Annotated in this window: 28 protein-coding genes; 15 read left to right on the forward strand and 13 right to left on the reverse strand. The window is 68.8% G+C overall.

All coding sequences use genetic code 11. From position 1 onward, the window contains the following. Positions 1-124 precede the first annotated feature (124 nt). Both AX769_RS06800 and AX769_RS06805 read left to right on the forward strand, forming a co-directional pair. Positions 125-1,069: a hypothetical protein gene (locus AX769_RS06800; protein WP_066277411.1), complete on the forward strand. Its 945-nt coding sequence runs from the start codon at positions 125-127 to the stop codon at positions 1,067-1,069. Then, the gene (locus tag AX769_RS06805; RefSeq protein ID WP_066277413.1) at positions 1,066-1,419 is read left to right on the forward strand and encodes a GntR family transcriptional regulator; all 354 of its coding nucleotides are present in this window, start codon (positions 1,066-1,068) and stop codon (positions 1,417-1,419) included. Before AX769_RS06800 ends, AX769_RS06805 begins: the two co-directional genes overlap by 4 nt. A 97-nt stretch (positions 1,420-1,516) precedes the next feature. On the opposite strand, the gene AX769_RS06810 is transcribed toward AX769_RS06805, so the two are convergent. Next, complete coding sequence (locus tag AX769_RS06810; protein WP_066277416.1) at positions 1,517-1,936, reverse strand: hypothetical protein; 420 nt, start codon at positions 1,934-1,936, stop codon at positions 1,517-1,519. A 38-nt stretch (positions 1,937-1,974) separates the two neighbouring features. Between AX769_RS06810 and AX769_RS06815 the strand changes: the two genes are divergently transcribed. Next, positions 1,975-2,469, forward strand: a complete 495-nt coding sequence (locus tag AX769_RS06815) for a hypothetical protein (RefSeq protein ID WP_066277419.1) — start codon at positions 1,975-1,977, stop codon at positions 2,467-2,469. A 122-nt stretch (positions 2,470-2,591) separates the two neighbouring features. Here the strand turns inward: AX769_RS06815 and AX769_RS06820 are convergent, their stop codons facing one another. The 5 genes from AX769_RS06820 to phoU all read right to left on the reverse strand — a co-directional run bounded on the left by AX769_RS06820 (position 2,592) and on the right by phoU (position 8,867). Further along, entirely contained in the window at positions 2,592-3,716 is a 1,125-nt protein-coding gene (locus AX769_RS06820) for a sugar-binding protein (RefSeq protein ID WP_066277425.1), read from the reverse strand. A 127-nt stretch (positions 3,717-3,843) separates the two neighbouring features. Beyond that, complete coding sequence (mmsB, locus tag AX769_RS06825) at positions 3,844-5,166, reverse strand: multiple monosaccharide ABC transporter permease (RefSeq protein WP_066277433.1); 1,323 nt, start codon at positions 5,164-5,166, stop codon at positions 3,844-3,846. Next, positions 5,163-6,707 carry a multiple monosaccharide ABC transporter ATP-binding protein gene (gene mmsA, locus AX769_RS06830; RefSeq protein ID WP_066277435.1) on the reverse strand — a complete coding sequence of 515 codons (1,545 nt, stop codon included), beginning with the start codon at positions 6,705-6,707 and terminating at the stop codon, positions 5,163-5,165. The genes mmsB and mmsA overlap by 4 nt, the downstream gene beginning before the upstream one ends. Before the next feature lie 151 nt (positions 6,708-6,858). Then, on the reverse strand, positions 6,859-8,151 hold the full coding sequence (locus tag AX769_RS06835; RefSeq protein WP_369824070.1) for an ROK family transcriptional regulator: 1,293 nt from the start codon (positions 8,149-8,151) through the stop codon (positions 6,859-6,861). 62 nt (positions 8,152-8,213) lie between these two features. Next, on the reverse strand, positions 8,214-8,867 hold the full coding sequence (gene phoU, locus AX769_RS06840) for a phosphate signaling complex protein PhoU (RefSeq protein ID WP_066277438.1): 654 nt from the start codon (positions 8,865-8,867) through the stop codon (positions 8,214-8,216). A 187-nt stretch (positions 8,868-9,054) separates the two neighbouring features. Here phoU and AX769_RS06845 point away from each other — a divergent pair, with 187 nt between their 5' ends. After that, positions 9,055-10,215, forward strand: coding sequence for a cell wall metabolism sensor histidine kinase WalK (locus tag AX769_RS06845; protein WP_066277441.1), 1,161 nt, complete (start codon positions 9,055-9,057; stop codon positions 10,213-10,215). Further along, on the forward strand, positions 10,212-10,892 hold the full coding sequence (locus AX769_RS06850) for a response regulator transcription factor (protein WP_066277443.1): 681 nt from the start codon (positions 10,212-10,214) through the stop codon (positions 10,890-10,892). Before AX769_RS06845 ends, AX769_RS06850 begins: the two co-directional genes overlap by 4 nt. A 92-nt stretch (positions 10,893-10,984) precedes the next feature. Here AX769_RS06850 and AX769_RS06855 read toward each other — a convergent pair whose 3' ends face one another. Further along, a complete protein-coding gene (locus AX769_RS06855) occupies positions 10,985-11,533 on the reverse strand; it encodes a hypothetical protein (RefSeq protein WP_157887493.1) in 549 nt (182 codons plus the stop codon). Positions 11,534-11,656: 123 nt separating this feature from the next. On the opposite strand from AX769_RS06855, the gene AX769_RS06860 reads away from it, so the two are divergent. From AX769_RS06860 to rlmB, 4 genes are read left to right on the forward strand one after another with little or no spacing between them, the layout of a single operon-like run. Beyond that, the gene (locus tag AX769_RS06860; RefSeq protein ID WP_066277447.1) at positions 11,657-12,139 is read left to right on the forward strand and encodes a CarD family transcriptional regulator; all 483 of its coding nucleotides are present in this window, start codon (positions 11,657-11,659) and stop codon (positions 12,137-12,139) included. A gap of 32 nt (positions 12,140-12,171) precedes the next feature. Then, a complete protein-coding gene (gene ispD, locus AX769_RS06865; RefSeq protein WP_369824071.1) occupies positions 12,172-13,377 on the forward strand; it encodes a 2-C-methyl-D-erythritol 4-phosphate cytidylyltransferase in 1,206 nt (401 codons plus the stop codon). A gap of 9 nt (positions 13,378-13,386) precedes the next feature. Next, the gene (gene cysS / locus AX769_RS06870; protein ID WP_066277456.1) at positions 13,387-14,805 is read left to right on the forward strand and encodes a cysteine--tRNA ligase; all 1,419 of its coding nucleotides are present in this window, start codon (positions 13,387-13,389) and stop codon (positions 14,803-14,805) included. Continuing rightward, on the forward strand, positions 14,802-15,851 hold the full coding sequence (gene rlmB, locus AX769_RS06875; protein ID WP_066277458.1) for a 23S rRNA (guanosine(2251)-2'-O)-methyltransferase RlmB: 1,050 nt from the start codon (positions 14,802-14,804) through the stop codon (positions 15,849-15,851). Before cysS ends, rlmB begins: the two co-directional genes overlap by 4 nt. A gap of 78 nt (positions 15,852-15,929) precedes the next feature. Here rlmB and AX769_RS06880 read toward each other — a convergent pair whose 3' ends face one another. Both AX769_RS06880 and AX769_RS06885 read right to left on the reverse strand, forming a co-directional pair. Further along, positions 15,930-17,222: a DUF4032 domain-containing protein gene (locus AX769_RS06880; protein ID WP_066277460.1), complete on the reverse strand. Its 1,293-nt coding sequence runs from the start codon at positions 17,220-17,222 to the stop codon at positions 15,930-15,932. Positions 17,223-17,336: 114 nt separating this feature from the next. Beyond that, entirely contained in the window at positions 17,337-18,437 is a 1,101-nt protein-coding gene (locus AX769_RS06885; RefSeq protein WP_066277461.1) for an ABC transporter ATP-binding protein, read from the reverse strand. 123 nt (positions 18,438-18,560) lie between these two features. Between AX769_RS06885 and AX769_RS25070 the strand changes: the two genes are divergently transcribed. Both AX769_RS25070 and AX769_RS22940 read left to right on the forward strand, forming a co-directional pair. Continuing rightward, positions 18,561-18,968 (forward strand): hypothetical protein, encoded by a 408-nt coding sequence (locus AX769_RS25070; protein WP_066277464.1) that lies wholly within the window; start codon positions 18,561-18,563, stop codon positions 18,966-18,968. Beyond that, positions 18,917-19,579, forward strand: coding sequence for a thioredoxin domain-containing protein (locus AX769_RS22940; protein WP_239452017.1), 663 nt, complete (start codon positions 18,917-18,919; stop codon positions 19,577-19,579). The genes AX769_RS25070 and AX769_RS22940 overlap by 52 nt, the downstream gene beginning before the upstream one ends. A gap of 4 nt (positions 19,580-19,583) precedes the next feature. On the opposite strand, the gene AX769_RS06900 is transcribed toward AX769_RS22940, so the two are convergent. Further along, positions 19,584-20,087: a metallophosphoesterase gene (locus AX769_RS06900; RefSeq protein WP_066277470.1), complete on the reverse strand. Its 504-nt coding sequence runs from the start codon at positions 20,085-20,087 to the stop codon at positions 19,584-19,586. Positions 20,088-20,162: 75 nt separating this feature from the next. On the opposite strand from AX769_RS06900, the gene AX769_RS06905 reads away from it, so the two are divergent. Next, positions 20,163-21,320 carry an AI-2E family transporter gene (locus AX769_RS06905; RefSeq protein WP_066277473.1) on the forward strand — a complete coding sequence of 386 codons (1,158 nt, stop codon included), beginning with the start codon at positions 20,163-20,165 and terminating at the stop codon, positions 21,318-21,320. Positions 21,321-21,407: 87 nt separating this feature from the next. On the opposite strand, the gene AX769_RS06910 is transcribed toward AX769_RS06905, so the two are convergent. Further along, the gene (locus AX769_RS06910; protein WP_082764029.1) at positions 21,408-22,349 is read right to left on the reverse strand and encodes an ROK family protein; all 942 of its coding nucleotides are present in this window, start codon (positions 22,347-22,349) and stop codon (positions 21,408-21,410) included. 106 nt (positions 22,350-22,455) lie between these two features. Here AX769_RS06910 and AX769_RS06915 point away from each other — a divergent pair, with 106 nt between their 5' ends. Both AX769_RS06915 and AX769_RS06920 read left to right on the forward strand, forming a co-directional pair. Further along, positions 22,456-22,929 carry an SRPBCC family protein gene (locus AX769_RS06915; protein WP_066283283.1) on the forward strand — a complete coding sequence of 158 codons (474 nt, stop codon included), beginning with the start codon at positions 22,456-22,458 and terminating at the stop codon, positions 22,927-22,929. A 14-nt stretch (positions 22,930-22,943) separates the two neighbouring features. Continuing rightward, entirely contained in the window at positions 22,944-23,174 is a 231-nt protein-coding gene (locus AX769_RS06920) for a hypothetical protein (protein ID WP_066277480.1), read from the forward strand. A gap of 1 nt (position 23,175) precedes the next feature. Here AX769_RS06920 and AX769_RS06925 read toward each other — a convergent pair whose 3' ends face one another. After that, entirely contained in the window at positions 23,176-24,261 is a 1,086-nt protein-coding gene (locus AX769_RS06925) for an NADP-dependent oxidoreductase (RefSeq protein ID WP_066277482.1), read from the reverse strand. A gap of 108 nt (positions 24,262-24,369) precedes the next feature. Continuing rightward, positions 24,370-24,708: a DUF5997 family protein gene (locus tag AX769_RS06930; protein WP_066283285.1), complete on the reverse strand. Its 339-nt coding sequence runs from the start codon at positions 24,706-24,708 to the stop codon at positions 24,370-24,372. 236 nt (positions 24,709-24,944) lie between these two features. Between AX769_RS06930 and AX769_RS06935 the strand changes: the two genes are divergently transcribed. Then, complete coding sequence (locus AX769_RS06935) at positions 24,945-25,670, forward strand: LysR family substrate-binding domain-containing protein (RefSeq protein ID WP_066277485.1); 726 nt, start codon at positions 24,945-24,947, stop codon at positions 25,668-25,670. Positions 25,671-26,306: the final 636 nt, after the last annotated feature.

The following is a 26,306-nucleotide window of genomic DNA, read 5'->3' on the forward strand; positions in this document are numbered from 1 at the left end:
CTGACCTTTTCGGCGCACCCTCACCGCCTCGGCGGCCAGGGTGCGCCGTTTCGGTAAGCCCTCGGCGCGGCCCTTGCGTTTGTGGCAGTACATTGCAACAATGGGCGCTACAAAGGAGTCGCCGATGATCTTCCAAGCCGTGGTCTTCGCCGTGCTGGCCGTCGCGCTGGTCGCCACGATCGTGCTGGCCGGCTTGCCCGCGTTCCAGGCCTGGGAGCTCGGGCGGACCGCCCGTCGTGTCGGCCTGGGGGTGCCTGCCGATCTGGCGGACGAGCTCATGCGTCGCATGCGGGTGCGACTGCGATGGGGTGCCGCCGGTGGTCTGGTCGGCGTCGCGGTGAGCCTCGCGCTGGTCGTGTTGACGTCCGCCCTCGATGACGGCTCCCCGAGATGGTCCGAAGTCTCCCCGTCGATCATGATCGACTACTACGGCGTCCTCGCCGTCACGCTGACCGGGTCGGCGCTCGCTGTCGCGTGGTCGTCCCTCCGCTCCGCTCTGCGCTCGGGCGACGGGCCGCGAATCGCACGCGCGCGGCCGACACGAGTCGCCGACTACGTGCCGCCGCAGTTGCACTGGCTGGCCGTCTTCGCGCTGGGCATGGCCCTCATCGCGGTCGTCATGAACCTCGGCCCGGTCGCCACCCTTCGCGCCGGCGTGACCGTGCCCGCGGTAGCGCTCGGGGGCCTGGGGGCCCTCGCGATCGTCGTCTACGAGATCGCCTCGCGCGTCGTCGTCGGTCGCGGTCAGCCGGCGGTCAGCACCGACGAGCTGGTGTGGAGCGATGCGCTCCGCTCTCTCGACCTGCGTGACCTGCTCTACGGGCCTCTCTTCGCGATGAGCCTCGGAGCTTCCTGGCTGGTCGCCGCATCCGTCGGCGCCGCATCCTGGTTCACCCTGATCCCCGCCGGCCTGGGCTTCGCGGCGCTCATCGGGTTCCGCTACATCCAGAGCCGCACCTACGACTGGTACCTCGCGACTCTGTGGCCCGGCTCACGCAGGCGCACACCCGACGAAGAGGCCCGTCGACTCGCGGAGGCGCGAAGGCTGCAGGAGGCCGCGACCCGATGATCACGATCGACCCCCGCTCGGCGACGCCCCCGTTCGAACAGCTGCGCGTGCAACTGCTCGAGCAGGTGGGCAGTGGCGAGCTGCCCGCGGGCGCACGCCTGCCGACGGTGCGGCGCCTCGCCGAAGACCTCGGTCTCGCAGCCAACACGGTCGCGCGCGCCTACCGCGAGCTCGAGGCCGACGGCTTCATTCAGACGCGCGGGCGCAACGGCTCCTTCGTCGCGCCGCAGGGCGAGGCGGCCGAGCGGCAGGCCCAAGAGGCTGCTCGCGCCTACGTCGACCGGGTGTCGAAGCTGGGCATCTCGCGGGCCGAGGCCCTGCGTTTCGTGACCGGCGCCCTCGGATCCTGACGCCCGCCCGGGCCGCGGCTCGCCGCCTAAACTCCGACGACCGGCACACGCTCTAGCCCGCGGACTAGAGTATGTGCCGGTCGTCAGAGCACAGCGGTCAGTCGAACAGCTCGCCGATCTCCTGCACGAGGGCGTCCATGTCGACAGCAGCCACGTCGGGCACCTGCACCACGGGCGAGAGCCCGAGCTCGCCGCCCGGCTCGCCGCACCACACCTCGACGACGCGCGGGCCCCCGCCGAGCTCGATGCCACGACTCACGGCCTCCCGGTCGCCCGCAGCGAACACCCCGTCGACCACGACCCCGGCCTCGACGAGCCCGACGGTGCGCCACACGGTCTCGACTGCGAGGGCCTGCACGTCGTCCGCAGCCACGACGGGCCCGGTGGCCGTCGTGATCACGGCGTCGAGGGGTGCAGGATCCAGCACGGGGCACCCGAGCAGGATGCCGAGCGCCCGCGAGATCTCCGACTTGCGGGGATCGGCAGAGCCGTTGACGATGATCGCGACCTGAGCCATCCCTCCATCCTTCCCTACGCTCGCGATACGCTCCGCACATGGCAGGCGACGCACGGTTCGGCATCGAGCTCGACGAGCACTCCGGCGAGACGCACCCGGGTGACGGCCCCGCCGAGACGCAGCTCGTCGCGGGCGAGGAGATGTCGATCGTCGGTCACGTCTGGAGCCGCGACGCCGAGCGCATCGTCCAGGCGCCCGACGGTCGAGTGCTGATCATCGACCCGAGCGGCGCGAACCCGGCCCTGCTCAACACCGGCCTCGACAAGACCGAGGCCTTCCTCGAAGCCTTCCGCGTCTTCTACCTCGGCGATCGACCCCCGGTCGTGCCGCAGATGACGGTGGCCGAGGCACGCGAGCGCCTGGCCGCGCTGCAGCGGGGCGAGACGCTCGCCGACCCGGTCGCGCCGGCGGCCGCCCCGCGAGCCGACCGCGTCGCGATCCTGCGCCAGACGCTCACCGAGCAGGATGCCATGTCCATCGCCCCGGGCACGTGGTGGTCTCGCATCCTGCAGAGGCCCGAGTTCGACGCCTAGCAGGCACGCAGAAGCCCCGCCCGAAACGCACAAGCCCCGCCCGAAACGCACAAGCCCCGCCCGGGCCGAAGTCCGAGCGGGGCAGGTGCTGTGGTGCTGTGATGCAGTGTGTCAGGCAGGGCCTATTTGGCGCCGGCCTTGGCGAGCGCCTCGAGCGTCGGGTCGGTGACGTACGCCTTGACCGCGTTCTCCTTGGTGATGAGGATCGGGGTGAGCTCGACGGCCGGGACCGTCTTCACGCCGTTGTAGTTGTTCTTCTTGTCGATGACCGTGGTGGCCTTCTTGCCGTCGGAGAGGTCCTTGACGAGCTTCACAGCTGCGTTGGCCTCTTCGTTGGTGTTCTTGTAGATGGTCGAGTACTGCGTGCCGTTCATGATCAGCGGGATCGAAGCGGTCTCCGAGTCCTGGCCGGTGACGATCGGGACCTTCTTGCCATCCTGCTGGATGGCCTGGATGATCGCGCGACCGAGGGTGTCGTTCGGCGACAGGACACCGTCGAGCTCCTGGTTGCCCGAGTAGGTCTTCTGCAGCAGGTTGCTCATGCGCGACTGGGCGTTCTGAGCGAGCCAGCCGGCCGTGTTCACCTGGGCGAACGTGGTCTGGCCGGAGAGGACCTTCAGGGTGCCGTCCTTGATCTTCGGCTCGAGGACGCTCATGGCGCCATCGAAGAAGACCGGGGCGTTGGCGTCGGTCGAGGCGCCGGCGAAGAGCTCGACGTCGTACGGGCCGGAGGCCTTGCGGGCCTTCATTCCGTCGAGGAGAGCCTGGCCCTGGAGCTGGCCCACCTTGTAGTTGTTGAAGGCGACGTAGTAGTCGACGTTCGCGGTGCCGGTGATGTTGCGGTCCCAGGCGATGACGGGGATGCCGGCGGCCTTGGCCTGCTTGACCTGCGTGCCGAGCTGCGAGCCGTCCTGCGCGGCGATGATCAGGGCCTTGTCGCCCTTGGTGATCATGCCCGAGATCTGGTTCTGCTGGTCGGGCACCGTGTTGGTGGCGGCCGCGTACTGCACGTCGGCCTTGAAGCCGTCCTTAGCGAGCGCCGACTCGAAGGCCGCCTTCGCAAGGACCCAGTTCTGCGAGGTCTTCGCAGGAAGCGAGACGCCGATGGTGGAGCCCTTGGGGATGCTGGACGCGCCCGAGGTCGAAGTCGACCCGGACCCGCCGCGGCTGCTTCCGCCGGAGCAACCGGTGAGCGCGAGTGCGGTGAGAGCCGCGACGGAAACGCCGATGATCAGCTGTTTCTTCATTGAAATGCTTCTTTCCTCTGTGGTGGGGGATTGTGGATGCCTAGGGATGCATCCGTCTTGCTACGGGAGGAGCCGGGGGCTCGCTCCCATGTTTCTGCTGCGGCAAGGGCGGTCGGGTGACCGCGCGTCAGGGCAGCAAAACCTGGGGCTGGTCGTCGATCGACTCGGGCTGCTGCCCGTCGCCCTTGATGCCGCCGTCGGTCGGGCCCTCGCTGTCTTTGCCCCGCCGGGCGCCGCCGAGGAGGCGACCGGTGAGCGAGGGGCGACCCTGCGTCTTGTTGTAGACGTCGAAGGCGACGGCGAAGAGCAGGACCAGACCGCGGATGATCTGGGTGGTGTTCGTGTCGATGCCGACCAGCGAGAGGCCGTTCGCCAAGAACGAGAGCACCAGACCACCGATGATGGAGGCGGGGATCGTGCCGATACCACCGGCGACGGCTGCACCACCGACGAAGACGGCGGCGATGGCGTCGAGCTCCCAGCCCGTTCCGTCGGAGGGGCCGGAGGCGCCGGAGTACGCGGTGAAGACGATGCCGGCGACGGCGGCCAGGATCGACATGTTCATCATGACCAGGAAGTTGACGCGACGGGCGTTGACACCCGACAGGACGGCAGCGTTCGAGTTGCCACCGACCGCGTAGACGTGGCGGCCGAAGGTCGTGTTGTTGAAGATGAACGTGAAGCCGATCATGATCACGCCGAGGATGATGGCGACGATCGGCACGCTGGTGTTGGCGCGGTAGTCGGCGAACAGGTACGTGGCGTAGGCGGTGATCGCACCGAGGACGACGATGCGGACGACGCTCGTCCACACCGGAGCCGGCTGCGCACCCATGCGGACGCGGTTGCGACGGGCGCGGATCTCGCTCCAGATGAGGGCGAGGATCACGACCAGGCCGATGAGCAGGGTGCCGTTGCTGAATCCGGTGTCGGGCCCGAAGTCGGGGATGAAGCCGCCGCCGAGCAGCTGGAAGTTGCTGTTGACGGGCACCGAGGTCGAGTTGCCGATGAGCTGGTTGGCACCGCGGAAGATCAGCTGGCCGGCCAGCGTCACGATGAACGCGGGGACTCGGACGTACGCGACCCAGAAGCCCTGCCAGACGCCGACGAGGGCGCCGATCACGAGGCCGAGGAGGACGGCGAGCGGCCACGGAAAGTGCCAGACCGCCATGGCCTGCGCCACGATGATGCCGATGAACGCGGCCACCGAGCCGACCGAGAGGTCGATGTGGCCGGCGACGATCACCATCACCATTCCGATCGCCAGGATCAGGATGTACGAGTACTGCTGGAAGACGTTGATGAAGTTACCCGGCGAGAGGGTGACGCCGCCCGTCCAGAACTGGAAGATCACGATGATCACGACGAGCGCGATGATCATGCTGTACTGGCTGATTCCGCCGCCCTTGCCGCCGAGAACGGCGTCGAGGTTGCGTTTGAAGTTCTTCATCGAACCGTGGTCCTTTTCGAGGTCATGCTCACCATCAGCGACTCGGGGTTCGCTTCGGCGGCGGTCAATTCATTGGTGATGGAGCCCTCGAAGATCGTGTAGATGCGATCGGAGAGGCCGAGGAGCTCAGGGAGCTCCGACGAGATGAGGATGACGGCCTTCCCCTGCGCGGCGAGATCCTGGATGATGCCGTAGATCTCGAACTTGGCGCCGACGTCGATGCCGCGGGTGGGCTCGTCGAGGATGAGCAGGTCGGGGTCGGTGAACATCCACTTCGCCAGGACGACCTTCTGCTGGTTGCCGCCCGAGAGCTTGTTGACGCCCTCGTCGACCGAGTTGGCCTTCGTGCGAAGCGACCGGCGGTAGCGCTCGGAGACTTCGTACTCTTCGACGTTCGACACGACCCCGCCGTGCGTGATCTTCGGCAGACCCGCGGAGACGGTCGAGCGCTTGATGGTGTCGAGCAGGTTGAGCCCGAGCGCCTTGCGGTCTTCGGACACGTAGCCGATGCCGTTCTTGATCGCGCGCTCGACGGTGTCGGTGCGGATCTCCTTGCCGTCTTTGTAGACCTCGCCCGAGACGTAGCTGCCGTACGAGTGCCCGAAGACGCTCATCGCGAGCTCGGTGCGACCGGCGCCCATGAGGCCGGCGAAGCCGACGATCTCGCCCTTGCGAACGTAGAAGTTCTCGTTCTTGCAGACGAGGCGCTCGGGGTCGAGCGGGTGGCGCACCGTCCAGTTGCGGACTTCGAAGAACTTCTCGCCGATGTTCGGCGTGCGGTCGGGGAAGCGGCTCTCGAGCGACCGACCGACCATGCCGCGGATGATGCGGTCTTCGTTGACGCCGTCGGCCTTGACGTCGAGCGACTCGATCGTCTTGCCGTCGCGGATGATCGTGATGGTGTCGGACACCTGCTCGATCTCGTTGAGCTTGTGGCTGATCATGATCGATGTCACGCCGCGGCCCTTCAGCCCGACGATGAGGTCGAGGAGGTGCTGCGACTCCTGCTCGTTGAGAGCGGCCGTCGGCTCGTCGAGGATGAGGAGCTTGACGTTCTTGTTGAGAGCCTTGGCGATCTCGACCAGCTGCTGCTTGCCGACACCGAGCGACTTGATCTTCGTGTCGGGGTCCTCGTCGAGGCCGACGCGCGCGAGCAGGTCTTTGGCCAGGCGCTGGGCCTCGATCCAGTTGATCACGCCGCGCTTGCCCGGCTCGTTGCCGAGGAAGATGTTCTCGGTGATCGAGAGCTCGGGGATCAGCGCCAGCTCTTGGTGGATGATCACGATTCCGGCGGCCTCGGACTGCTTGATGCCCGAGAACTGCACGATCTCCGATTCGTACACGATGTCGCCCGTGTACGTGCCGAAGGGATAGACCCCCGAGAGGACCTTCATGAGAGTCGACTTGCCCGCACCGTTCTCGCCGCAGATCGCGTGGATCTCGCCGGCCTTCACGGTCAGGGTCACGTCGTCGAGGGCCTTCACACCAGGGAACTCCTTGGTGATCGAGCGCATCTCGAGGATGGTGGGTTCACCAGCCATTGTGCACCGCCATTTACTAAGACATCGTTGTCGGGTTGGGCTGTGATGCCGCCCCGCTTGGACATTTCGCCCGGAGCCCTTGGGCCCGGGATTACATTAGGCCTGCTCGGGCCTGGCGTCAAAAGGTTAACGCAACGAATTTGTAACGGCTTCAGGAGTCTCGGTCGCGAGAGCGCTCACATACGCGGTCGTTCATGACTCCAGAGGCCTCCGATCCGCTAGATGACGCGGACTGCGGCCTGATGGAAGACGAGCGCGGCCGCCCGAGCGCCTCACCGCGATCGTCGAGCGTGGAGGCCACGATGTCGGTCGCATCGCGGACCAGAGGCAGGACGTGACGGGCGAACGACCGCGAGATCGGCTCGAGGATGGTGTCGCCGAGGACCGCGAGGGGGCCGCCGAGCACGATCACCTCGGGGCTCAGGATGCTGGCGAGGTCGCCCACCACCCGCCCGATCAGCCGCGCCGCATCCTCGATCACGCGAAGCGCCGCGACGTCTCCGCCTTGGACGGCCCGCACCAGGTCTTCCGTCGACTGGATCGGTGTCACGGTGCCGAGCCGGTCGAGCATCGCCTGGATAGAGGCCTCGGCCTCGAGACAGCCGCGGTTGCCGCAGCGGCAGGCCTGCCCGTCGGGCACCACCTGCACGTGCCCGACCTCGCCGGTCACCCCGGTGGCGCCGTTGAAGGGCTGGCCGTTCAGGATCAGCCCGGCGCCGATCCCCGATCCGACCTTGAGGTACACGAGATTGGTGGCCCCGCCGTGGAGGCCCCAGATCGTCTCGGCCACGCTGCCGAGGTTGGCGTCGTTGTCGAGCACCACCGGCACGCCGAGGCGGTCCTCGAGCTCGACGACGACGTCGACGAACGCCCACTCGGCCCAGACCGTCCCGATCACGGGCATCAGGTCGCGGCGGTCGATGGAGCCGGGGATACCGACGCCCACGCCGCTCAGCGCCTCCCACGAGGTGCCCGTCTCCTCCAGCAGCCGCGTGAGCACCTGCTTCGCGAGGTCGAAGCCGGCCCTCGGGTCGTACTTCTGCGGCAGCACCACGTTCTCTTCGGCCGCGATCGTGTAGTCGGGGTAGACGAGCACGACCCGCAGGTGCCGACGGCCGAAGCCGATGCCGGCGGCGACGGTGCCGTTGCTCGTGAGCAGCCGCACCGAGACGGCGCGGCGGCCGGAGCTCGTGGTGGGCGTCAGGCTGACGAGGCCGTTCTTGGCCATGTAGCTGACGATATTCGAGATGGTGGCGGTGCTGAGGCCCGTGCGACGCGCGAGGTCGGCCTGCGTGGAGGCGCCGACTTTGACCAGGGCCTCGACGACCCGCTGCTGGTTGCGCTTGCGGAGGGAGGTCTGCGAGCCGGGGCTCTGCGCGCGGGCTTGTGGCCGCGTTTCGGGGCTCTGCCGCCGGCCCGTCATTGGGCCTTGGGGATTTGACACGCTCGAATCATTACCTCCCGAACGAGTGTCGTCAAGAGGTTAACGCAAACCGTGACCTTGGATCAGAGGTCGGCGCCGACCCAGTCGCCGGTCGCCAGGTAGGCCACCTTCTTGGCGATCGAGACCGCGTGGTCGGCGAAGCGCTCGTGGTACCGGCTGGCGAGCGTGGCGTCGACGGTGTCGGCCGGGGCGCCCTTCCAGGTCTCGCCGAGCACCTTGTCGAACACGCTCAGGTGCAGCTCGTCGATGCGGTCGTCGTCGTTGCGGATCTCCTCGGCGAGGGCGATGTCCTCCGTCGTCAGCAGCGTGATCAGCTTCTGGGCGATCTGCACGTCGAGCTGGCCCATCTCGGTGAACGTGGGGCGCAGCGACTTCGGCACGACCTTCTCGGGGAATCGGTAGCGGGCGAGCTGGGCGATGTGCTCGGCGAAGTCGCCCATGCGCTCGAGCGAGGCGCTGATGCGCAGGGCGCTGACCACGATGCGCAGGTCGCGTGCCACGGGGTTCTGTCGGGCCAGGATGTCGATGGCGAGCTCGTCGAGGGCGACGGCGCGCGCGTCGATGCGGTCGTCGTTGGCGATCACCAGCTCGGCGAGGTTGACGTCGGAATCGTGGAAGGCCTTGGTGGCGTTCTCGATCGACGCAGCCACGAGCGTCGCGATCTCGACGAGCCGCTCCTGTACCTCTTGGAGCTCCAGCTGGAATACCTCGCGCATTGTTGTGGTGACCCTCCTGGCCTCAGGTACATGTCTGCAATGGGCAGACCTTTGCCCACGCAGTGTGAGTGAGCCTCTCCCGGAAAGGTTAACGCCCGGTGATGCCCAAGAGAACTCTTGCCGATCCGCCTGGACGAAAACGCTCCCGGCACTGGCGGTCCACCTGCCGTTCACTAGCCTGAGTGGCATGCACAACCCCTGGCTGGTGCCGCTTTCGCTGGCATTCGGCATCGTCGTCGGCGCGGGCCTCGTGCTCCTCGTCGTCCTGGCGGTCGACCGGGGCCGACGGGCCCGAGCCCTCAGCGACGTCTCACTGCCCGACGGCGTCGGCGCGGTGCTCGAGACTCTCGACTCCGCCGGCTTCGTGGTCGACCCGTCGAACAACGTGCAGAAGGCATCGGCGATGGCGCTCGCGAACGGTCTCGTGCTGGGTCAGCACGTGGTGCACCCCGAGATGGTCGACCTCATCGAGCGTGCCCGCGATGCCGAGCACCCGGTCGAAGAGCAGCTGCTTCTGGCGCGCTCCCTGAGGCAGGAGACCGACCTCAGGATGCGGGTGCGCGCCTCGCGCCTCGGCAACCGCTACGTGATCGTGCTGGCCGAGGATCACACCGAGTCGCATCGGCTCGAAGAGGTGCGGCGCGACTTCGTCGCCAACATCAGCCATGAGCTCAAGACGCCGATCGGGGCTGTCGGCCTGCTCGCCGAGGCTCTCGAATCGGCCGCCGACGACCCCGATCAGGTGCGCTATTTCGCGGGGAGCCTCACCCGCGAGTCCCTGCGCCTCGGCCGCCTCACGCAGGACATCATCGAGCTGTCCCGCCTCCAGTCGGCCGACCCTCTCGACGGCCCCGAACTCGTCGACGTGCGCCACGTGATCCGGTCCGCCGTCGAGCGCAACCGGGTCGAAGCCGAGGCCCGAGGCATCGAGATCGTCACCCGCGGGGGCAAACACGCGGCCGTCGTCGGCGATCAGGACATGCTTTCGGTCGCCGTCCACAACCTCGTCGCCAATGCCGTCCAGTATTCACCGGACGGATCGCGAATCGGCATCGGTGCGACCGTCACCGACAAGGGCGTCGTCGAGATCGCCGTGACCGATCAGGGCGACGGCATCGCCGAGTCCGACCGTGAGCGCATCTTCGAGCGGTTCTACCGCGTCGACCCCGCTCGATCCAGGCGCACGGGTGGCACGGGCTTGGGGCTCGCCATCGTGAAGCACATCGTGCAGAACCACGGCGGCGACATCCGGCTCTGGTCGCAGCTCGGCTCCGGTTCGACTTTCACCATCCGCCTTCCCGAGGCCTCCCAGGCCACGGTCCCCGTCCGAGGAGAAGCACAACCATGACCCGAATTCTGATCGTCGAAGACGAGGAGTCCCTGTCCGAGCCTCTCGCGTTCATCCTCGAGCGCGAGGGCTACCAGGTCGCTGTGGCCGACGACGGCCCCAAGGCCCTCTCGTCGTTCGATCGGGACGGCGCCGATCTGGTGCTGCTCGACCTCATGCTGCCGGGGCTACCTGGCACCGAGGTGTGCCGCGAGCTGCGCAGCCGTTCGCAGGTGCCCATCGTGATGTTGACCGCGAAGGACAGCGAGGTGGACATCGTCGTCGGGCTCGAGCTCGGCGCCGACGACTACGTCACGAAGCCGTACTCGACCCGCGAGCTGCTCGCCCGGATCCGGGCCGTGCTGAGGCGCCGCGTTGACCTCGAAGAGCTGAGCGACGCGATCCTGACCGCGGGGGAGATCTCGATGGACGTCGAACGGCATGTCGTGACCGTCCGAGGGCGCGACATCGCCATGCCGCTGAAGGAGTTCGAGCTGCTCGAGCTGTTGATGCGCAATGCCGGCCGGGTGCTGACCCGCGGTCAGCTGATCGACAGGGTGTGGGGCTCCGACTACTTCGGCGACACCAAGACGCTCGACGTGCACATCAAGCGCATCCGCTCGAAGATCGAGGCGGTGCCCTCCGAGCCCGTCGCTCTCGTCACCGTGCGCGGTCTCGGCTACCGCATCGAGGCCTGACCGCCCTGCCGACGGAACTGACCCACCCATCGACAGTGAAGGGCCCCGACCGGAGTGCGGTCGGGGCCCTTCGTCGTCGCGCGCGAGTCGGCTCAGCCGGCGGGCGTCGTCGGCGCGTTGAACGGGATCGTGGAGGCGCCGTCGGTCGGCGTGCTCGAGACGGTCGGGCTCGGCTGCAGCGTCGCGTACATCTTGAAGCTGCCGTTGAGCACGGGCACCTTGATGCTCTTGCCGGTCGCACTGCCGTACTGCACGAAGATCTTGGCGAGGGCCCCGGGCTTGGCCTCGAGGTTCGTCAGGATGATCTGCTCGTCGCCGTTCTGCGTGCCGCGGCGCACGAGCGTGTTGCCGGGCACCGTGACCGAGGCGGTCTGCTTGCCACTGGTGCTCTCGTACTGGAAGTTGACGTCTCTCGACGTGCTGCTGTTGTTGATCAGCGTGATCGACAGGCTCGCCGTCTCGCCCGAGTCGTCGGTGAAGACGATGGCGTTACGGATGTCGAGGCTGCCGACTTCGCTGCTGACACCCGCCTCAGTCGTCGTGATCGACGTCGTGTCCTGCGGGGTGATGAAGTTGCAGCCTGCGGTGAGGACCATCACGGCTCCGGCCAGAACGACGGTTGCCGCGATACGTGCTCTCACAGGTTCCTCCAGAGTGATTCGAATGCGCTCTCAGCCTAGCCCAGACTCCATGTGCCAGACGTCCCACCCCTCGCCTCCGAGCGACCCCGTGGTAGTCTGGTGGCCCTGGAACGGAGCCCGCACATGCACTTCGAGGTCGGCGAGACCGTCGTCTATCCGCATCACGGTGCGGCCGAGATCACGGCGGTCAAGACGCGTGTCGTCAAAGGCACCGAAAAGCTGTATCTCACGCTCAAGGTGACTCAGGGCGACCTCGTCATCGAGGTCCCCGCCGAGAACGTCGACCTCGTCGGGGTGCGTGACGTCATCGGCCACGAGGCCGTCGAGAAGGTCTTCGAGGTGCTGCGCGCCCCCTTCGCCGAAGAGCCCAGCAACTGGTCGCGCCGCTACAAGGCCAACCTCGAGAAGGTCGCCTCGGGCGACGTCATCAAGGTCTCCGAGGTCGTGCGCGACCTCTGGCGCCGCGACAACGACAAGGGCCTCTCGGCGGGCGAGAAGCGCATGCTCGCGGGCGCCCGCCAGATCCTCGTCTCCGAGCTGGCCCTCGCCGAGCACACCGACGAAGAGCACGCCCAGAGCGTGCTCGACGAGGTCCTCGCATCGTAGGCGGTGCTGCCGCCTCTCCCACCCGTGCGGTCGTGGTCGTGGCGGCCGGCAGCGGTTCGCGCCTGGCGCAGGGGCGGCCGAAGGCGTTCGTCGAGGTCGCGGGCCGAAGCATCCTCGAGTGGTCTCTCCGTGGCATCCTGCGCTCGCCCGAGCCCTACCAGATCGTCGTCGTCGCGCCCGAGGCCCTGCTCGGCGAGGCGCGGGCGCTCTCGTCGACGGCCGCGGGCCACGCCGCCCGGCACGTGACGGTGGTCGCAGGAGGCGAGACGCGTCAGCAGTCGGTCGCCCGCGGCCTCGAGGCGCTCGCCCCCGACATCACGACCGTGCTGGTGCACGACACCGCTCGCTGCTTCACCCCCGCCGCCCAGTTCGAGCTCGTCGCAGCGGCGGTCGAGACCCTCGGGCACGGCATCGTGCCCGGGCTGCCCGTCAGCGACACGATCAAGCGCGTCGACGAGCACGGTGCCGTGCTCGACACGGTCGACCGCTCCGAGCTGGTCGCGATGCAGACGCCCCAGGGCTTCCCGAGGGCCGAGCTCGACGCGGCCTACGCCTCGGCCGAGGTCGACCACACCGACGACGCCGCGCTGTTCGCCGCAGCCGGTCGCCGCGTGACGGTGGTCGCCGGCTCGCACGAGGCGTTCAAGATCACGACGCCGTGGGATCTCCAGCGGGCCGAGCTGCTGGCGGGGGAGGGAGCCGCTACTGGCGCTCCGCCGGCTCTGCCGCGGGTCGGGCTGGGCATCGACGTGCACGCGTTCGCTCCCGCCGACGAAGCCGCACCGCCGTTGCGCCTCGGCACGCTCGACTTCCCCGGTGAGCCGGGTCTCGTCGGCCACAGCGATGGCGACGCCGTCGCCCACGCGATCGTCGACGCCCTCCTGTCCGCGGCGGGCGAAGGCGACATCGGCTCGCGCTTCGGCACGTCCGACCCACAGCACGCGGGGGCCTCGGGCGTCGTCTTCCTCGAAGGGGCGCGCAGGATCCTCGACGGTGCGGGGGCCGTGATCGGCTCGGTGGTCGTGCAGGTCGTCGGCAACCGCCCGCGTGTGGCGAAGCGTCGGGTCGAGATGCAGCGCGAGCTGTCCCGCATCCTGAACGCCCCCGTCTCGGTGTCGGCGACGACGACCGACGGCCTCGGCTTCACCGGCCGCACGGAGGGCCTCGCCGTCTTCGCGACCGCCGTCGTCACCCTGCCGGCAGGCCCGCCGTCTTCACACGACGGGGCCGCCAAGTAGCCTTAGGCGGTGACCATTCGCCTCTACGACTCCCGCGCGCAGTCGCTCGTGGACTTCGCACCTCTCGTCGCAGGCCGCGTGGGGCTCTACGTCTGCGGCCCCACCGTCCAATCGTCTCCGCACATCGGCCACCTCCGCTCGGCGCTCGTCTACGACCTGTGGCGGCGCTGGTTCACCTACCGCGGCCTCGACGTCACCCTGGTTCGCAACGTCACCGACATCGACGACAAGATCCTGAACCTCGCCAGCGAGACGACGGAGGAGTGGTGGGCGAGGGCCTACCGCTACGAGCTGGAGTTCACGGCCGGGTATCACGCTCTCGGCATCCTGCCGCCCACCTACGAGCCCCGTGCCACGGCGAGCGTCACCGAGATGCAGGAGATCATCGGTCGCCTGATCGACAACGGCCACGCGTATGCCGCCCCCGATGTTTCCGGCGACGTCTACTTCGACACGCAGTCGTGGCCTGACTACGGCGAGCTCACGCACCAGAAGCTCGACGACATGGCCTCGGCGACCGACGCCGACCCGCGCGGCAAGCGCGACCCGCGCGACTTCGCCCTCTGGAAGGGGACGAAGGAGGGTGAGCCGTCGTCGGCGAGCTGGGCCTCGCCCTGGGGCGCCGGCCGACCGGGGTGGCACATCGAGTGCTCGGCCATGTCGCGCCGCTACCTGGGCTCGGCGTTCGACATCCACGGCGGAGGCCTCGACCTGCGTTTTCCGCACCACGAGAACGAGCTGGCGCAGTCGACCGCAGCGGGCGACGCCTTCGCGACGCACTGGGTGCACAACGGGCTGGTCAACATCGACGGGCAGAAGATGTCGAAGTCGCTCGGCAACTCGATCTTCGCCTCCGAGTTCTTGGCCCTCGCGCGCCCCGTGGTGATCCGCTACTACCTCGGCGCCGCGCACTACCGCTCGACCGTCGACTACCACGACGGCTCGCTCGACGAGGCCGAAGCCGCGCTCGACCGGATCGAGACCTTCCTCGAGCGCGCTCAGCGCCGTCTCTCCGACACCCGATTCGCCGGCGTCGGCGCCCGCGATGTGCCGACCGCCTTCGCCGAGGCCATGGACGACGATCTCAACGTGCCGCAGGCGCTCGCCGTGCTGCACGACACCGTGCGCCGCGGCAACGCCGGCCTCGACGACGACGACCTCGACACGGCGGCTCGCGAATGGCAGCACACGCTCGCCATGGTGGCCGTGCTCGGCATCGACCCCGCGTCGCCCGAGTGGCGCGGCAGCGACGACTCGTCGGCGCACACCGCCCTCGCCACCCTCGTCGAGAAGCTGATCGAGGCACGCCAGAGCGCCCGCGAGGCCAAGGATTTCACGAACGCCGACCGCATTCGAGCCGACCTGGCCGCTGCGGGCATCACCATCGAAGACAGCTCGACCGGATCGCATTGGAGCCTGGAACAGTGAAGAACACCTCAGGAGCACGAAAGGGTCGCCCCGGCGCCGTCCGCCAGGGCAGCAAAGGCAAGCAGGTCGGGTCGGGCGGCCAGGGTCGTCAGGCCCTCGAGGGCAAGAAGCCCACGCCGAAAGCCGTCGATCGGCCCTATCACCCCGCCGGCAAGCGCAAGGCCGCCCAAGAGCGCCTCGAGACGGCCCGTGGCCGAGCCGGGTCGAGTGCCGAGCGCCCGATCCGCACGGCCCGCACGGCAACCGACCGCTCGGCACCTCCGCGCGGCAAGAAGCAGGCCGACGACAGCGAGATCGTGACCGGCCGCAACTCTGTGCTGGAGGCCCTCCGTGCCCGGATCCCGGCGACGGCCCTCTACCTGGCGACCCGCCTCGAGATGGACGACCGCGTCAAAGAGGTGCTGACGCTGGCGACCCGCCGTGGCATCCCGGTGCTCGAGGTCATGCGCCCCGAGCTCGATCGGCTCACCGGCCCCGACTCGGTGCACCAGGGGCTCGCCCTCAAGGTGCCGCCGTACGAGTACGCCCACCCGACCGATCTGCTCGACCAGGCCGAGCGCCGCGGGCAGAAGCCGCTCTTCGTCGCCCTCGACGGCATCACCGACCCGCGCAACCTCGGTGCGATCATCCGCTCGGTCGCCGCGTTCGGCGGCCAGGGCGTCATCGTGCCGCAGCGCCGCTCGGTCGGCATCACCGCGTCGGCGTGGAAGACGTCGGCCGGTGCCGCCGCGCGCGTCCCCGTCGCCATGGCCGGCAACCTCACGCAGACGCTCAAGGCGTTCAAAGAGCGCGGCGTGTTCGTGCTCGGCCTCGACGGCGGCGGCGATGTGCAGCTCCCAGGCCTCGAGCTGGCCGACCAGCCGCTCGTGATCGTGGTCGGCAGCGAGGGCAAAGGCCTGTCGAGGATCGTGACGGAGACGTGCGACGCAATCGTCTCGGTTCCGATCACGGCGGCTGCCGAGAGCCTGAACGCGGGCATCGCGGCGAGCGTCACCCTCTACGAGATCTCGAAGCTGCGCGCCGAGCGCCGCGCCGCCAAGAAGTAGCCTCTGCCCTTACCTTTTCGGCTCGGCCTCCCCGTCTGAACGGGGCGGCCGAGCCGAAAAGGTAAGGGCGAGGCGCGGTCAGACCTTCGAGCGCCAGTCCTCGGCGTCCATCTCCTGCTCGGCCTGAATGGCGACGGGCAGGGTGATCGAGCCCGTCTCGGGCGCGATCACCATGCTCTCGTCGCGGCGGTGGCGCAGCACGTCGTTGACGTACGACGTCAGGGCCTCGGCGATCGGCACGTCGCGGCCTTCGGCCTGCGACTGGTACCAGCGGTGCTCGAGCAGCTGGTGGAAGATCTCGGCCGGTTCGAGGCGACCGCGGAGGTCGCGGGGGATCGCCCGCACCACCGGCTCGAACACGCGGGCGGCCCACTCGTGGGCGACTCGCTCTTCGTCGAGATCCTGCTTTTCGGGCCGCATCGCGTAGGCGTCGAGATCGTTGAGGAGGCGCCGGGCCTGGTTCTCCTGCGCGTCGAGGCCGGTGAGGCGCAGGAGGCGTCGCGAGTGGTGCCCGGCGTCGACGACCTTGGGCTGGATCCTGACCTGGCTGCCGCCCTCGGTCGTCTTGATGGCGAGCTCTTCGATGTCGAAGCCGAGGTCGTTGAGGCGCTCGACGCGGTCGTTGATGCGCCAGCGCTCCTTGTCGGAGAAGGTCTCGGTGCCCGTGAGCTCCTTCCAGAGGCTGCGGTACTTCGCGACGATTCCGGCCGAGATGTCGACGGGGTCCATCTCCTCGTCGAGGCGACCGCCGGCCTCCAGGTCGAGCAGCTCGCCGGCGATGTTGACGCGGGCGACCTCGAGGTCGTTCTCGCGCTGCCCGTTCGACAGGCCGCCGGGGTAGAGCTTGCCGGTCTCGGCGTCGACGAGGTAGGCCGCGAACGCGCCGGCATCGCGACGGAAGAGGGTGTTCGAGAGAGACACGTCACCCCAGTAGAACCCGATGATGTGCAGCCGCACGAGCAGCAGGGCGAGGGCGTCGACGAGCCGGGTCGCGGTGTCGGGCCGTAGCGTCTGAGAGTACAGCGCGCGGTAGGGCAGCGAGAACTTCAGGTGACGGGTGACCAGCACCGGGTTCAGCTCGTTGCCGTCGTCGTCGCGACGGTTCGTGATCACGGCGAGCGGGTCGACGCACGGGATGTCCATGCGCTGGAGCGTCCGCAGCATCTCGTACTCGCTTCGGGCCATCTCGCCGGAGGTCTCTTTGATCGCGATGACGTAGCCGCTGAGGTACGCGAACCGCACGAGGTGCCGCGAGATGCCCTTCGGCAGCGTCGCGATCGAGTCTTCGGGCCACACGTCGAGCGGCAGATTCCACGGCAGGTCGAGCAGGGCCGGGTCGGCGGTGGCCGAGGTGATGTTGAGCGAGGTCACGGTGTTCCGTTCGAAGAGGGTCGCAGGATCCGGCGGCGTGTCAGACGACGACGGCCCGCCTCGGTCGCCCGGCCGAAGCGCGGGGACGAAGACGGGCCGTCGTCAGGGAGCGTATTACGCGCTGACCACTGCCTTGTCGCCGAGGCGGAGACCCGACTCGGTGTTGAAGACGTGGATGCGGTGGGCGATCGGCGTGATGTAGACCGTGTCGCCGGCCGACGCGTGCGCGCGGCCATCGACGCGAGCGACGATGTCGGCGCGCTGGCCGTCGACATCGGCGTGACCGTAGAGGTAGCCGTCGGCGCCGAGCTCTTCGACGACGTCGACCGCGACCTTGAGACCCTCGCCCGAGGTCGAGACGACGACGTCTTCGGGGCGGATGCCGACGGTGACGCTCTTCTGCGTGGCCTGCGAGGTGATGTCGCGCTCGACCGCGGCGACCGAGGTGCCGAACTGGATGCCGCCGTCGACGATGTCTGCAGGCAGGAGGTTCATGGCGGGCGAGCCGATGAAGCCGGCGACGAACACGTTGTCGGGCTTCTCGTAGAGGTCGCGCGGGGTGCCGACCTGCTGCAGGACGCCGTCCTTCAGCACGGCGATGCGGTCACCCATGGTGAGGGCCTCGGTCTGGTCGTGCGTGACGTAGACCGTGGTGACGCCGAGGCGGCGCTGGAGCGACGCGATCTGGGTGCGGGTCTGGACGCGCAGCTTCGCGTCGAGGTTCGACAGCGGCTCGTCCATGAGGAAGACCTGGGGCTGACGGACGATGGCGCGACCCATGGCGACGCGCTGACGCTGACCACCCGAGAGTGCCTTCGGCTTGCGGCTGAGGTAGGGCTCGAGGTCGAGCAGCTTGGCGGCTTCGAGCACGCGGGTGGCGCGCTCGTCCTTGTTCACGCCGGCGATCTTCAGGGCGAAGCCCATGTTCTCGGCGACGGTCATGTGCGGGTAGAGCGCGTAGTTCTGGAAGACCATGGCGATGTCACGGTCTTTCGGGGGCACATCGGTGACGTTTCGGTCGCCGATGAGGATGTCGCCCGAGTTGACCTCTTCGAGGCCGGCGAGCATTCGGAGAGTGGTCGACTTTCCGCAACCGGACGGGCCGACGAGCACGAGGAACTCGCCGTCGGCGACCTGCAGGTCGATCCCGTCGACTGCGGGGCGGGTGGAACCCGGGTAGAGACGGGTTGCCTTGTCGAACGTCACTGACGCCATGATGTTTCTCCTTCACCGGCAGGTACGTGCCGGACGATCCGTTGTGAATGGATGGCTCTGGGGCCTCGGCGGTCAACGGTGACCGCCTCGCTATTTATAGCACCACATGTACCCTTGGGGGCAATGAGCGACGACGACGAGCAGGGCGACCGGGGGCACCGCCGCCAGGCCGCGCGCGAGAAGGCGCAGCTCGCCCGACGTCGCCAGAAGCGCCGTGCTCGGGGCGGCCGGTGGGCCATCCAGGGCGGCGTCGCGATCCTGGTGATCGCTGCCGTCATCGCTGTCGTCGTGGTCGTGCGCTCGGGCGGCGGAGCGAGCGGGGCGACCCCGCGCAACATGGCCGGCGACGGCATCACGATCGGCAAAGGCCTCGTCGCCGAGCGCACGGGCGCCGCGTCGTCGACGACTCCGAGCGCCAGCAGCACTGCCCCCGCAGCGACACCGTCGCCATCGACGTCTACGCCGACTACCTCTGCCCGATCTGCGGGTCGTTCGAGAAGACCGACACTGCGTACATCCGGGGCCTCGTGAAGTCGGGAGCGGCCACCGTGACGTATCACCCCTTGGCGATCCTGACGTCTCAGTCGCTCGGCACGAAATACTCGGTGCGATCGGCGAACGCGGCCGCGTGCGTCGCCACCTACTCGCCCGACGCCTTCTTCGACTTCAACGCGGCGATGTTCGCGAAGCAGCCCGCCGAGAACACCTCGGGGCTCAGCAACGCCCAACTGGTCTCGCTCGTGAACGGCGTCGACGGCATCACCTCGACCTCTCGGATCGACAAGTGCATCAGCGACGAGACGTACGCCTCGTGGGTCGCTGACGCCACCCAGCGCGCGCTGAGCGGGCCGATCCCCGGGGCTCGCATCTCGAAGATCGCGTCGACGCCGACGGTGCTCGCGAACGGCCAGCAGTACAAATACTCGACTCCGTTCACCGTCGAAGAGTTCAGCAACTTCGTGGTCACGGCGGCCGGCAACAGCTACTCCGCCGACCCGACGGCCACGGCGACGCCCACCCCGACGGCGACGGGCGGCTCCGCGGAGACCGCCACCGCGAAGCCCACGGCCACCCCGACGCCCACGGCGAGCGGCAGCCCGGTGCCCGGGGTCAAGAAGATCGGCACGCCCGCGACCCGCTAGGCCGTCAGGGCTCCAGCCGGTGCAGCACGACGTCGCTCACGGCCCCGGCATCGAGGGTGAGCGTCATGAAGGTGCGGAAGGGCTGGCGCCGGCGGTCCGTCGGCGAGCCGGGGTTCAGCATCCTGCGCCCCTCGGGTGTCACCGAGTCCCAGGGGATGTGGCTGTGGCCGAACACCACCAACTCGGCTTCAGGATGCGACGTGTCGGCCCGCACCTCCCGCCCCGCCTTCTGCCCGGTCTCGTGCACCACGGCGATTCGCACGCCACCTTCGACCGCCTGCTCCACCAGCTTCAGCCGGGTGTCGAACTCCGGCCCGTCGTTGTTGCCCCGCACGGCGAGCAGCCGGGACGAGCGCCGCTCGAACTCGTCGAGGAGGGCGATGCCCGTCCAGTCGCCCGCATGGATCACGAGGTCGGCGGCCTCGACGGCCGCCCACACCTCGGCCGGAAGGGTTCGGGCCCGAGAGGGGACGTGGGTGTCGGAGACGAGGGCGACAGACGTGGGCACACACCGACGGTACGCGGCGGCCGCTAGCCTGGGGCGCAACCCGTCGATCGATCACACCGACGAAAGCAGCGACTCATGGCCCTCTTCCGACGCAGCCCGCCGCAGCCTTCGACCGAGCCGGTCGAGTCGCGCGGCAGCGTGACCTGGGCCGCGCAGCGCACGCTCTGGACGGACTCGTTCGGCCGCCTCGCGACCCGCTGTCTGCAGATCGTCCTGGTGGTCGCAATCGCCGCCGGCGTCGTGTTCGCCATGACGCAACTCAGCCTCGTCGTGATCCCCGTGGTGCTGGCGCTCATCTTCGCGTCGGCGATGTATCCCTTCCTCGAGCTCATGCGGAGGCGCGGCCTGCCGTCGATCCTGGCGACCTGGATCGCGCTCGTGGCCATCATCGTGATCCTCGGGCTCGTGGTCTGGCTCATCGTGTCGGCCGTCGCCAACCAGGCGGGCGCTCTGGCGAAGCAGGCTGTCAAGGGCCTCGACGAGCTGCAGAGCTACGCGAAAGACGGCCCCTTCCACATCAGCGACAAGCAGATCCAGCAGGCGGTCGACGCGATCTCGCACTTCGTGCAGTCGAGCCAGTTCTCGTCGGGGGCGCTCGCCGGGGTGTCGGCGGCGACCAGCTTCGTGACGGGGCTCGCGCTCTTCGTCGTCGTGCTGTTCTTCTTCATGAAGGACGGGCCGAAGATCTGGGGCTTCCTGCTGCGGCCGTTCGAGGGCGGACAGTACGAGAGGGCCGTCCGAATCGGCGCCAAGACGGTCTCGACGATGGGCGGCTACGTGCGGGGCACCGCAACCGTGGCGCTCGTCGACGCGCTGGGGATCGGCATCGGCCTGTTCATCCTCCGGGTGCCGCTCGCCATCCCGCTGTCGGTGTTCGTGTTCATCTCGGCGTTCGTGCCGCTCGTCGGGGCGACCGTCGCGGGGATCCTGGCGGCCCTCGTCGCCCTCGTCGCGAACGGCCCCGTGGCGGCGATCGTCGTCGTGGCGATCGTCATCGCCGTCAACCAGCTCGAGGGCAACTTCTTGCAGCCCGTCGTGATGGCACGTTCGCTCAAACTGCATCCGCTCGTCGTGCTGCTCGCTCTGACGGCGGGCACGCTGCTGGGCGGCATCATCGGCGCGATCCTGTCGGTGCCGGTCGCCGCGGTGGCCTGGGGCATCGTCACGATCTGGAACGGCCCGACGCAGCCCGCCGAGTTCGCGCGGCAGAAGCGCCCCGAGCGTGAGATGTAGCAGGCCCCTCGTGAACTTCGCGCCTCTGACGCACCTCGGGCGAGCTAGCGAGAAGCCGCCGAGTGCGTGAAGTCGGCCACGGGGGGCTCAGCCCAGCAGGTGCGCCTGGTGCACGAGTGCGGCCGCACCGATGAGCGGGCTCTCGTCGGAGAGCCCGGAGGCGACCACCCGGATCCTGGTGGCGTAGCGGTTGTACGCCGCCTCGTCGATCACGGCGCGCACGAGGTCGAGATAGTCGGGGCTGACCCGCGAGAAGCCTCCGCCGACGGCGGCCACGTCGAGGTCGAGCAGCGTCGTCACGGCGGTGATCGCCTCGCCGAGCGCGGTGGCGGAGCGCTTCACGGCTGCGATCGCGATCTCGTCGCCCGCCGCGTAGTCGCGCGCGAGGTCTTCGCCGCGCTCGCCCGACCAGCCCTGCGTCTGCGCCCAGGCCACGGTGTGCGGCCCGGATGCCAGCACCTCGAGGGTCACGTCGCGTGAGCTCTCGCCGGGCGTGCGTGTCGCGATCTGCAGTTGACCGATGTGCCCCGCGTTGCCGGTGCCGCCCGAGAGCAGCCGGCCGCCGACGATCAGGCCGCCACCGACACCCGTCGAGACGGTGATGGCGAGGGCGTTGTCGATACCCTGCGTGGCGCCGACCCAGTGCTCGGCGAGGGCGAGGCTCACGCCGTCGAGCCGCAGCGTGACCGGCACGGAGTCGGGCAGAGTCGAAGCCACCAGACCTTCGACGAGGTCGCGCAGCGGAAACCCGCGCCACGACGGCAGGTTGATGGGCGAGACGGTGCCCTCGTGCAGATCGACCGGGCCGGCGCTGCCGATCCCCACGCCGACCACGGCGTCTCCGGTCGGCAGCGCCTCCAGGGCCTGCTGCACGACCGCCCGCACGCACTCGGCCAACTGGTCCGACGTCGACTCGGCGCCGGTCGGGCGACGGTCGCGGCTGGCAGCGAGCAGAGTGCCGTCGTCGGAGACCAGGGCCGCCTCGACCTTGGTGCCGCCGACATCGACGGCGAGTGCGTAGTTGGTCACGGCCACAGGATACCTGCGCTTCATGACAACGTGAGACAACGCAGGATCCGGGGGACGCCTCGTCGATCCTGAACGCGCCATCATGCCGTGGGTCGAGCATGAGCGCATGACTTCAGTGAAGAGCGAAGAAGACGTCAGCGTGCCCATCAGCGTCGTCTACGACCAGTGGACACAGTTCGAGAGCTTTCCGCAGTTCATGGACAGCATCCAGAAGATCACGCAGACCGACGACACGCACTCGCACTGGGTCGTCAGGATCGCCGGCGTCGAGCGCGAGTTCGACACCGTCATCACCGAGCAGATCCCCGACGAGCGGATCGCCTGGAAGAGCGTCGAGGGCGACGCGCATTCGGGCGTCGTCACCTTCCACCGCCTCGGTGACGCCGCGACGCGAATCGTGGTGCAGCTGGAGTGGAAGCCGGAGGGCTTCGTCGAGCACCTCGGTGCGATCCTGCAGGTCGACGACATCGCCATCGACCGCGATCTCGAGAAGTTCAAGGAGATCATCGAGGCCAACGGGTTCGAGACCGGCTCGTGGCGCGGTACCGTCGATCGCGCACCGGACGCGACCGGCCGCTGAGCAGGGAGAAAGCCATGGCACGCGAAGACCACTACCTCGACAACGGCGACAACGAAGAGAAGGCGTCGCACGAGACCGCCCTCGACCGCGAGGTCGAAGGCGGTGACCCGCTCGGCACTAACCCGAACGTCCCGGGTGCCGCGACTGCCGACGAAGACGACCACGGCTACGACGAGGGCCAGGACCCCGAGAAGAAGACCTGGGCGGACGACACGAGCGGCAAGACGCTCGGCACCGACATCTGACTCACTGGGTCGGTGCCACGGGCGCCTTCGGCTGACGGCCCTTCCACGGGCCGGGCCCCTTCGGCACCAGCACGTCGTGGGTCGCGCGGGCCTTGCCCGACAGGTACCAGTTCGATCGCCCGCCGGTCTCGACGGGTTGCATGCCGACGACGACCTTGCCGCGGGAGTGCATCTCGGCCATGTCTTCGAAGGCCTGCACGATGTACTCGAACGGGTAGAAGCCCGAGATGAGCAGGCGGACCTTCATGTCGGTGAGCAGCTTCACCAAGATCGTGAGGACGCGCGCCGGCTCGGGGTCGGCGGCGCCCGCCTCGAGGAAGCGGAACTCGACAGCCAGCCGGTCGTCGCTCGACGAGAAGTGCTCGTCGTCGACGCCGAGAGACTTCGCGAGGGCGGGGTTGTCGCCGCCGAAGTTGTCGATGAACGCCGTGACGTCCCGCCCGGCTGCCTCGCGGATCCTGCCCTCGATGCCCTCGCCGTACGTGACCGGCACGACGCCGATCGACCGGAGATAGTCGTGGTTCTGCGGGCTGCAGGTGCCGATCACCTTCCAGCCGGCGACCATGGCCAGCTGGCACTCGATGCTGCCGACGCCGCCGGCCGCGGCCGAGATCACGAGCACCGGTCGCGGCTCGATCGTGCTGCGCTGCTCGGGGTCGATGCCGATCGACGACACGATCGCGTAGGCGGTGCACCCGGCGAGGTACAGGCCTCCTGCGACCTCCCACGGGATGATGTCGGGCTTCTTGACGACCTGGCTTCGCGGCACGACGACATAGGTGGCGTGCGAGCCGCCGCCGATGGCGTGGCCGATGACGGCCTGCCCGATGTGGAGGTCGTGCACGCTCGCGCCGCGCTTCACGACGATGCCCGCGAAGCAGGACCCCTGGCGCGCCGGCAGCTCTTGCGGCAGGCGCTCTTGGAAGTCACCGCGGCGGATGAAGTTCTCGATGTGGTTGAGGCCCGACGACACCACCTCGACGAGAAGCTCGTCGGGGCCGGGCGTGGGCATGGGGTGCTCGGTGATGTGGAGCACGCTCGTGTCGCCGTAGTCGTCGTATTCCAGAACGCTGTAGGTGCTTTTCATGAGATGACCCCTCTGTCGTGAGGGAAGTCTGCGCTCGAGTCTCAGAAAGCGCCCGGTGAATCACCAGGTTGGCGCCCAGCCGGTTGCCAGGAGCCGATCGGGGGCGGGTCAGCGCCCTTCGGCAGCCCGCCTTGCCGCGCGCTCGGCGTTGCGCTCGCGCACCCGGATCTCCTCGTCGCGCACCTCGGCCAGGTTGTAGCGCTCCTGCGACAGCCACTGCGGCATCTCTTCGAGAAGGGTCTGGATCTCGTCGGTCGTCAGCGTGTCGGCGATGCCGCCGCGGGCGAGCCCCGAGATCGTGACACCGAGCTTGCGGGCGACCTCCTGGCGGGGGTGAGGCCCGTTCAGGCGCAGTTCGACCAGCCACGTCGGCGGGTTGGTCGAGAGCTCGTCGAACTCCTCGCGAGTGACCGGGTTGTCTTGGAAACTCTGGGGCGTGGCCGGCAGGAAGACGCCGAGCTTCTTGGCCGCCGTGAACGGCTTGAGGCTCTGCGGCGCCTTCGACCGGGGCTTCGGCTGCTGGCGTTTGTCGGGGCGGTCGGTCGTGTCGGGCTGGCTGGTGTGGTCGGTGTGGTCGGTGTGCTCGGCGTCGCGGGGGAGCGAGGTCTGGGTCGGTGCGCTCTCGGGCGAAACCGGCTGCTCGCTGTTCTCGGTGGTCATGAGCCTCAGGGTACCCTTCAGGCGTGACCGACCAGACCTCCTTCCGTGTCGGCTTCGTGCCCGGCGTGACGTTGACCAAGTGGTCGCGGGTCTGGGCCGAGCGTCACCCCGAACTCGCCCTCGAGGCGGTGACGATCGGGGCGCAGGATCCGACGGCTCACCTCGCCGACGACGACCTCGCCGTGGTCTTCGCCCGGCTGCCCGTCCCGGCCGAGGGTTTCCACTCGATCGCGCTCTACGACGAGCAGCCCGTGGTGGTGCTGCCGAAAGAGCACGCGCTCGCCGAGTTCATGTCGTTCACGGCCGCGGATCTCGAGGGCGAGCCTCGCTTCGACCTCGACCCGGCTCTCTCCCATGACGAGGCGATGCAGGTCGAGACGGTGGCCTCCGGCGCCGGCATCGCGATCATGCCGCAGTCGCTGGCCCGCCTCTATGGCCGCAAGGGCATCACGGTGCGCCCGATCACGGATCTGCCGCCGACCACGATTGCGCTGGTCTGGCCCGAGGGCGCGACGACTCCCGAGGTCGACGACTTCATCGGCGTGGTGCGCGGTCGCACGGCGAACAGCTCCCGCGCCGGCGGCGACGAGGCGCCGGCTGACAAGATCGGCCCCGTCGCGAAGGCCAAGGCGAAACGGGCCGCGGCCGCCGAGGCGGCCGGCACAGCCGGGGCCAAGGGGACTGCGCGCGGCTCCCGCAAGACGCCGCCGCGCGGCCGCGGCTCGGGCCCGCGCAAGGGTCGCCGCTGACGCCCGCCCCGCTCTCTCCCTCGGCGGCCGGTCGGCCGCCGACCCGCGCCTCGTCCCCGCCCCTTACCTTTTCGGCACGGCCTGACCTTCGCGTGGGCACGGGTCTGCCGAAAAGATAAGGCTGCGTCGTACGATCGGCGACTACAGCTACCGCAGCACGATCGGGAGCATGGGTGGGCAGTTCCTCGTCCGGGATCCTGCGCTCCGCACCGCGTTCGACGCCCTCTCGTACAGCCGAAAGCGTGCTTCTCGTCGAGCCCTTCGACCAGGCGAAGGCCGCCGACACCCGCCAGCGGCGGCTCGACAAGGCGCTGGAGTCGCTCCGCGCCTGACCGCTCGGCGCGCAGCCCGTCGCGCCGTCCGACTCCAGAGTCGTGCCATGCCGGGCGGACCGAAGCCGACGAATTCCTCCCCGCGGCGCGTATTTCGTGTGCCCCGCCATCAGTCGGGAGGAACCCTCGATGGGCTCGGAGGAAATCCGGCCGCAACCGCGTCACCGGGAGGTAAACCCACCTAGGCCCCGCGGCCCAGGAGGAAGCTGATCCCGTTCATCCTCCCGAATGTCGACCTCTTCCCCGACACCGGTCTCCCTCCGACCGTGCGCCATGATTCCACCCGTTTCTCTCGAGACCCCGG

Source organism: Frondihabitans sp. PAMC 28766, from assembly GCF_001577365.1.
Classification (GTDB): domain Bacteria; phylum Actinomycetota; class Actinomycetes; order Actinomycetales; family Microbacteriaceae; genus Frondihabitans.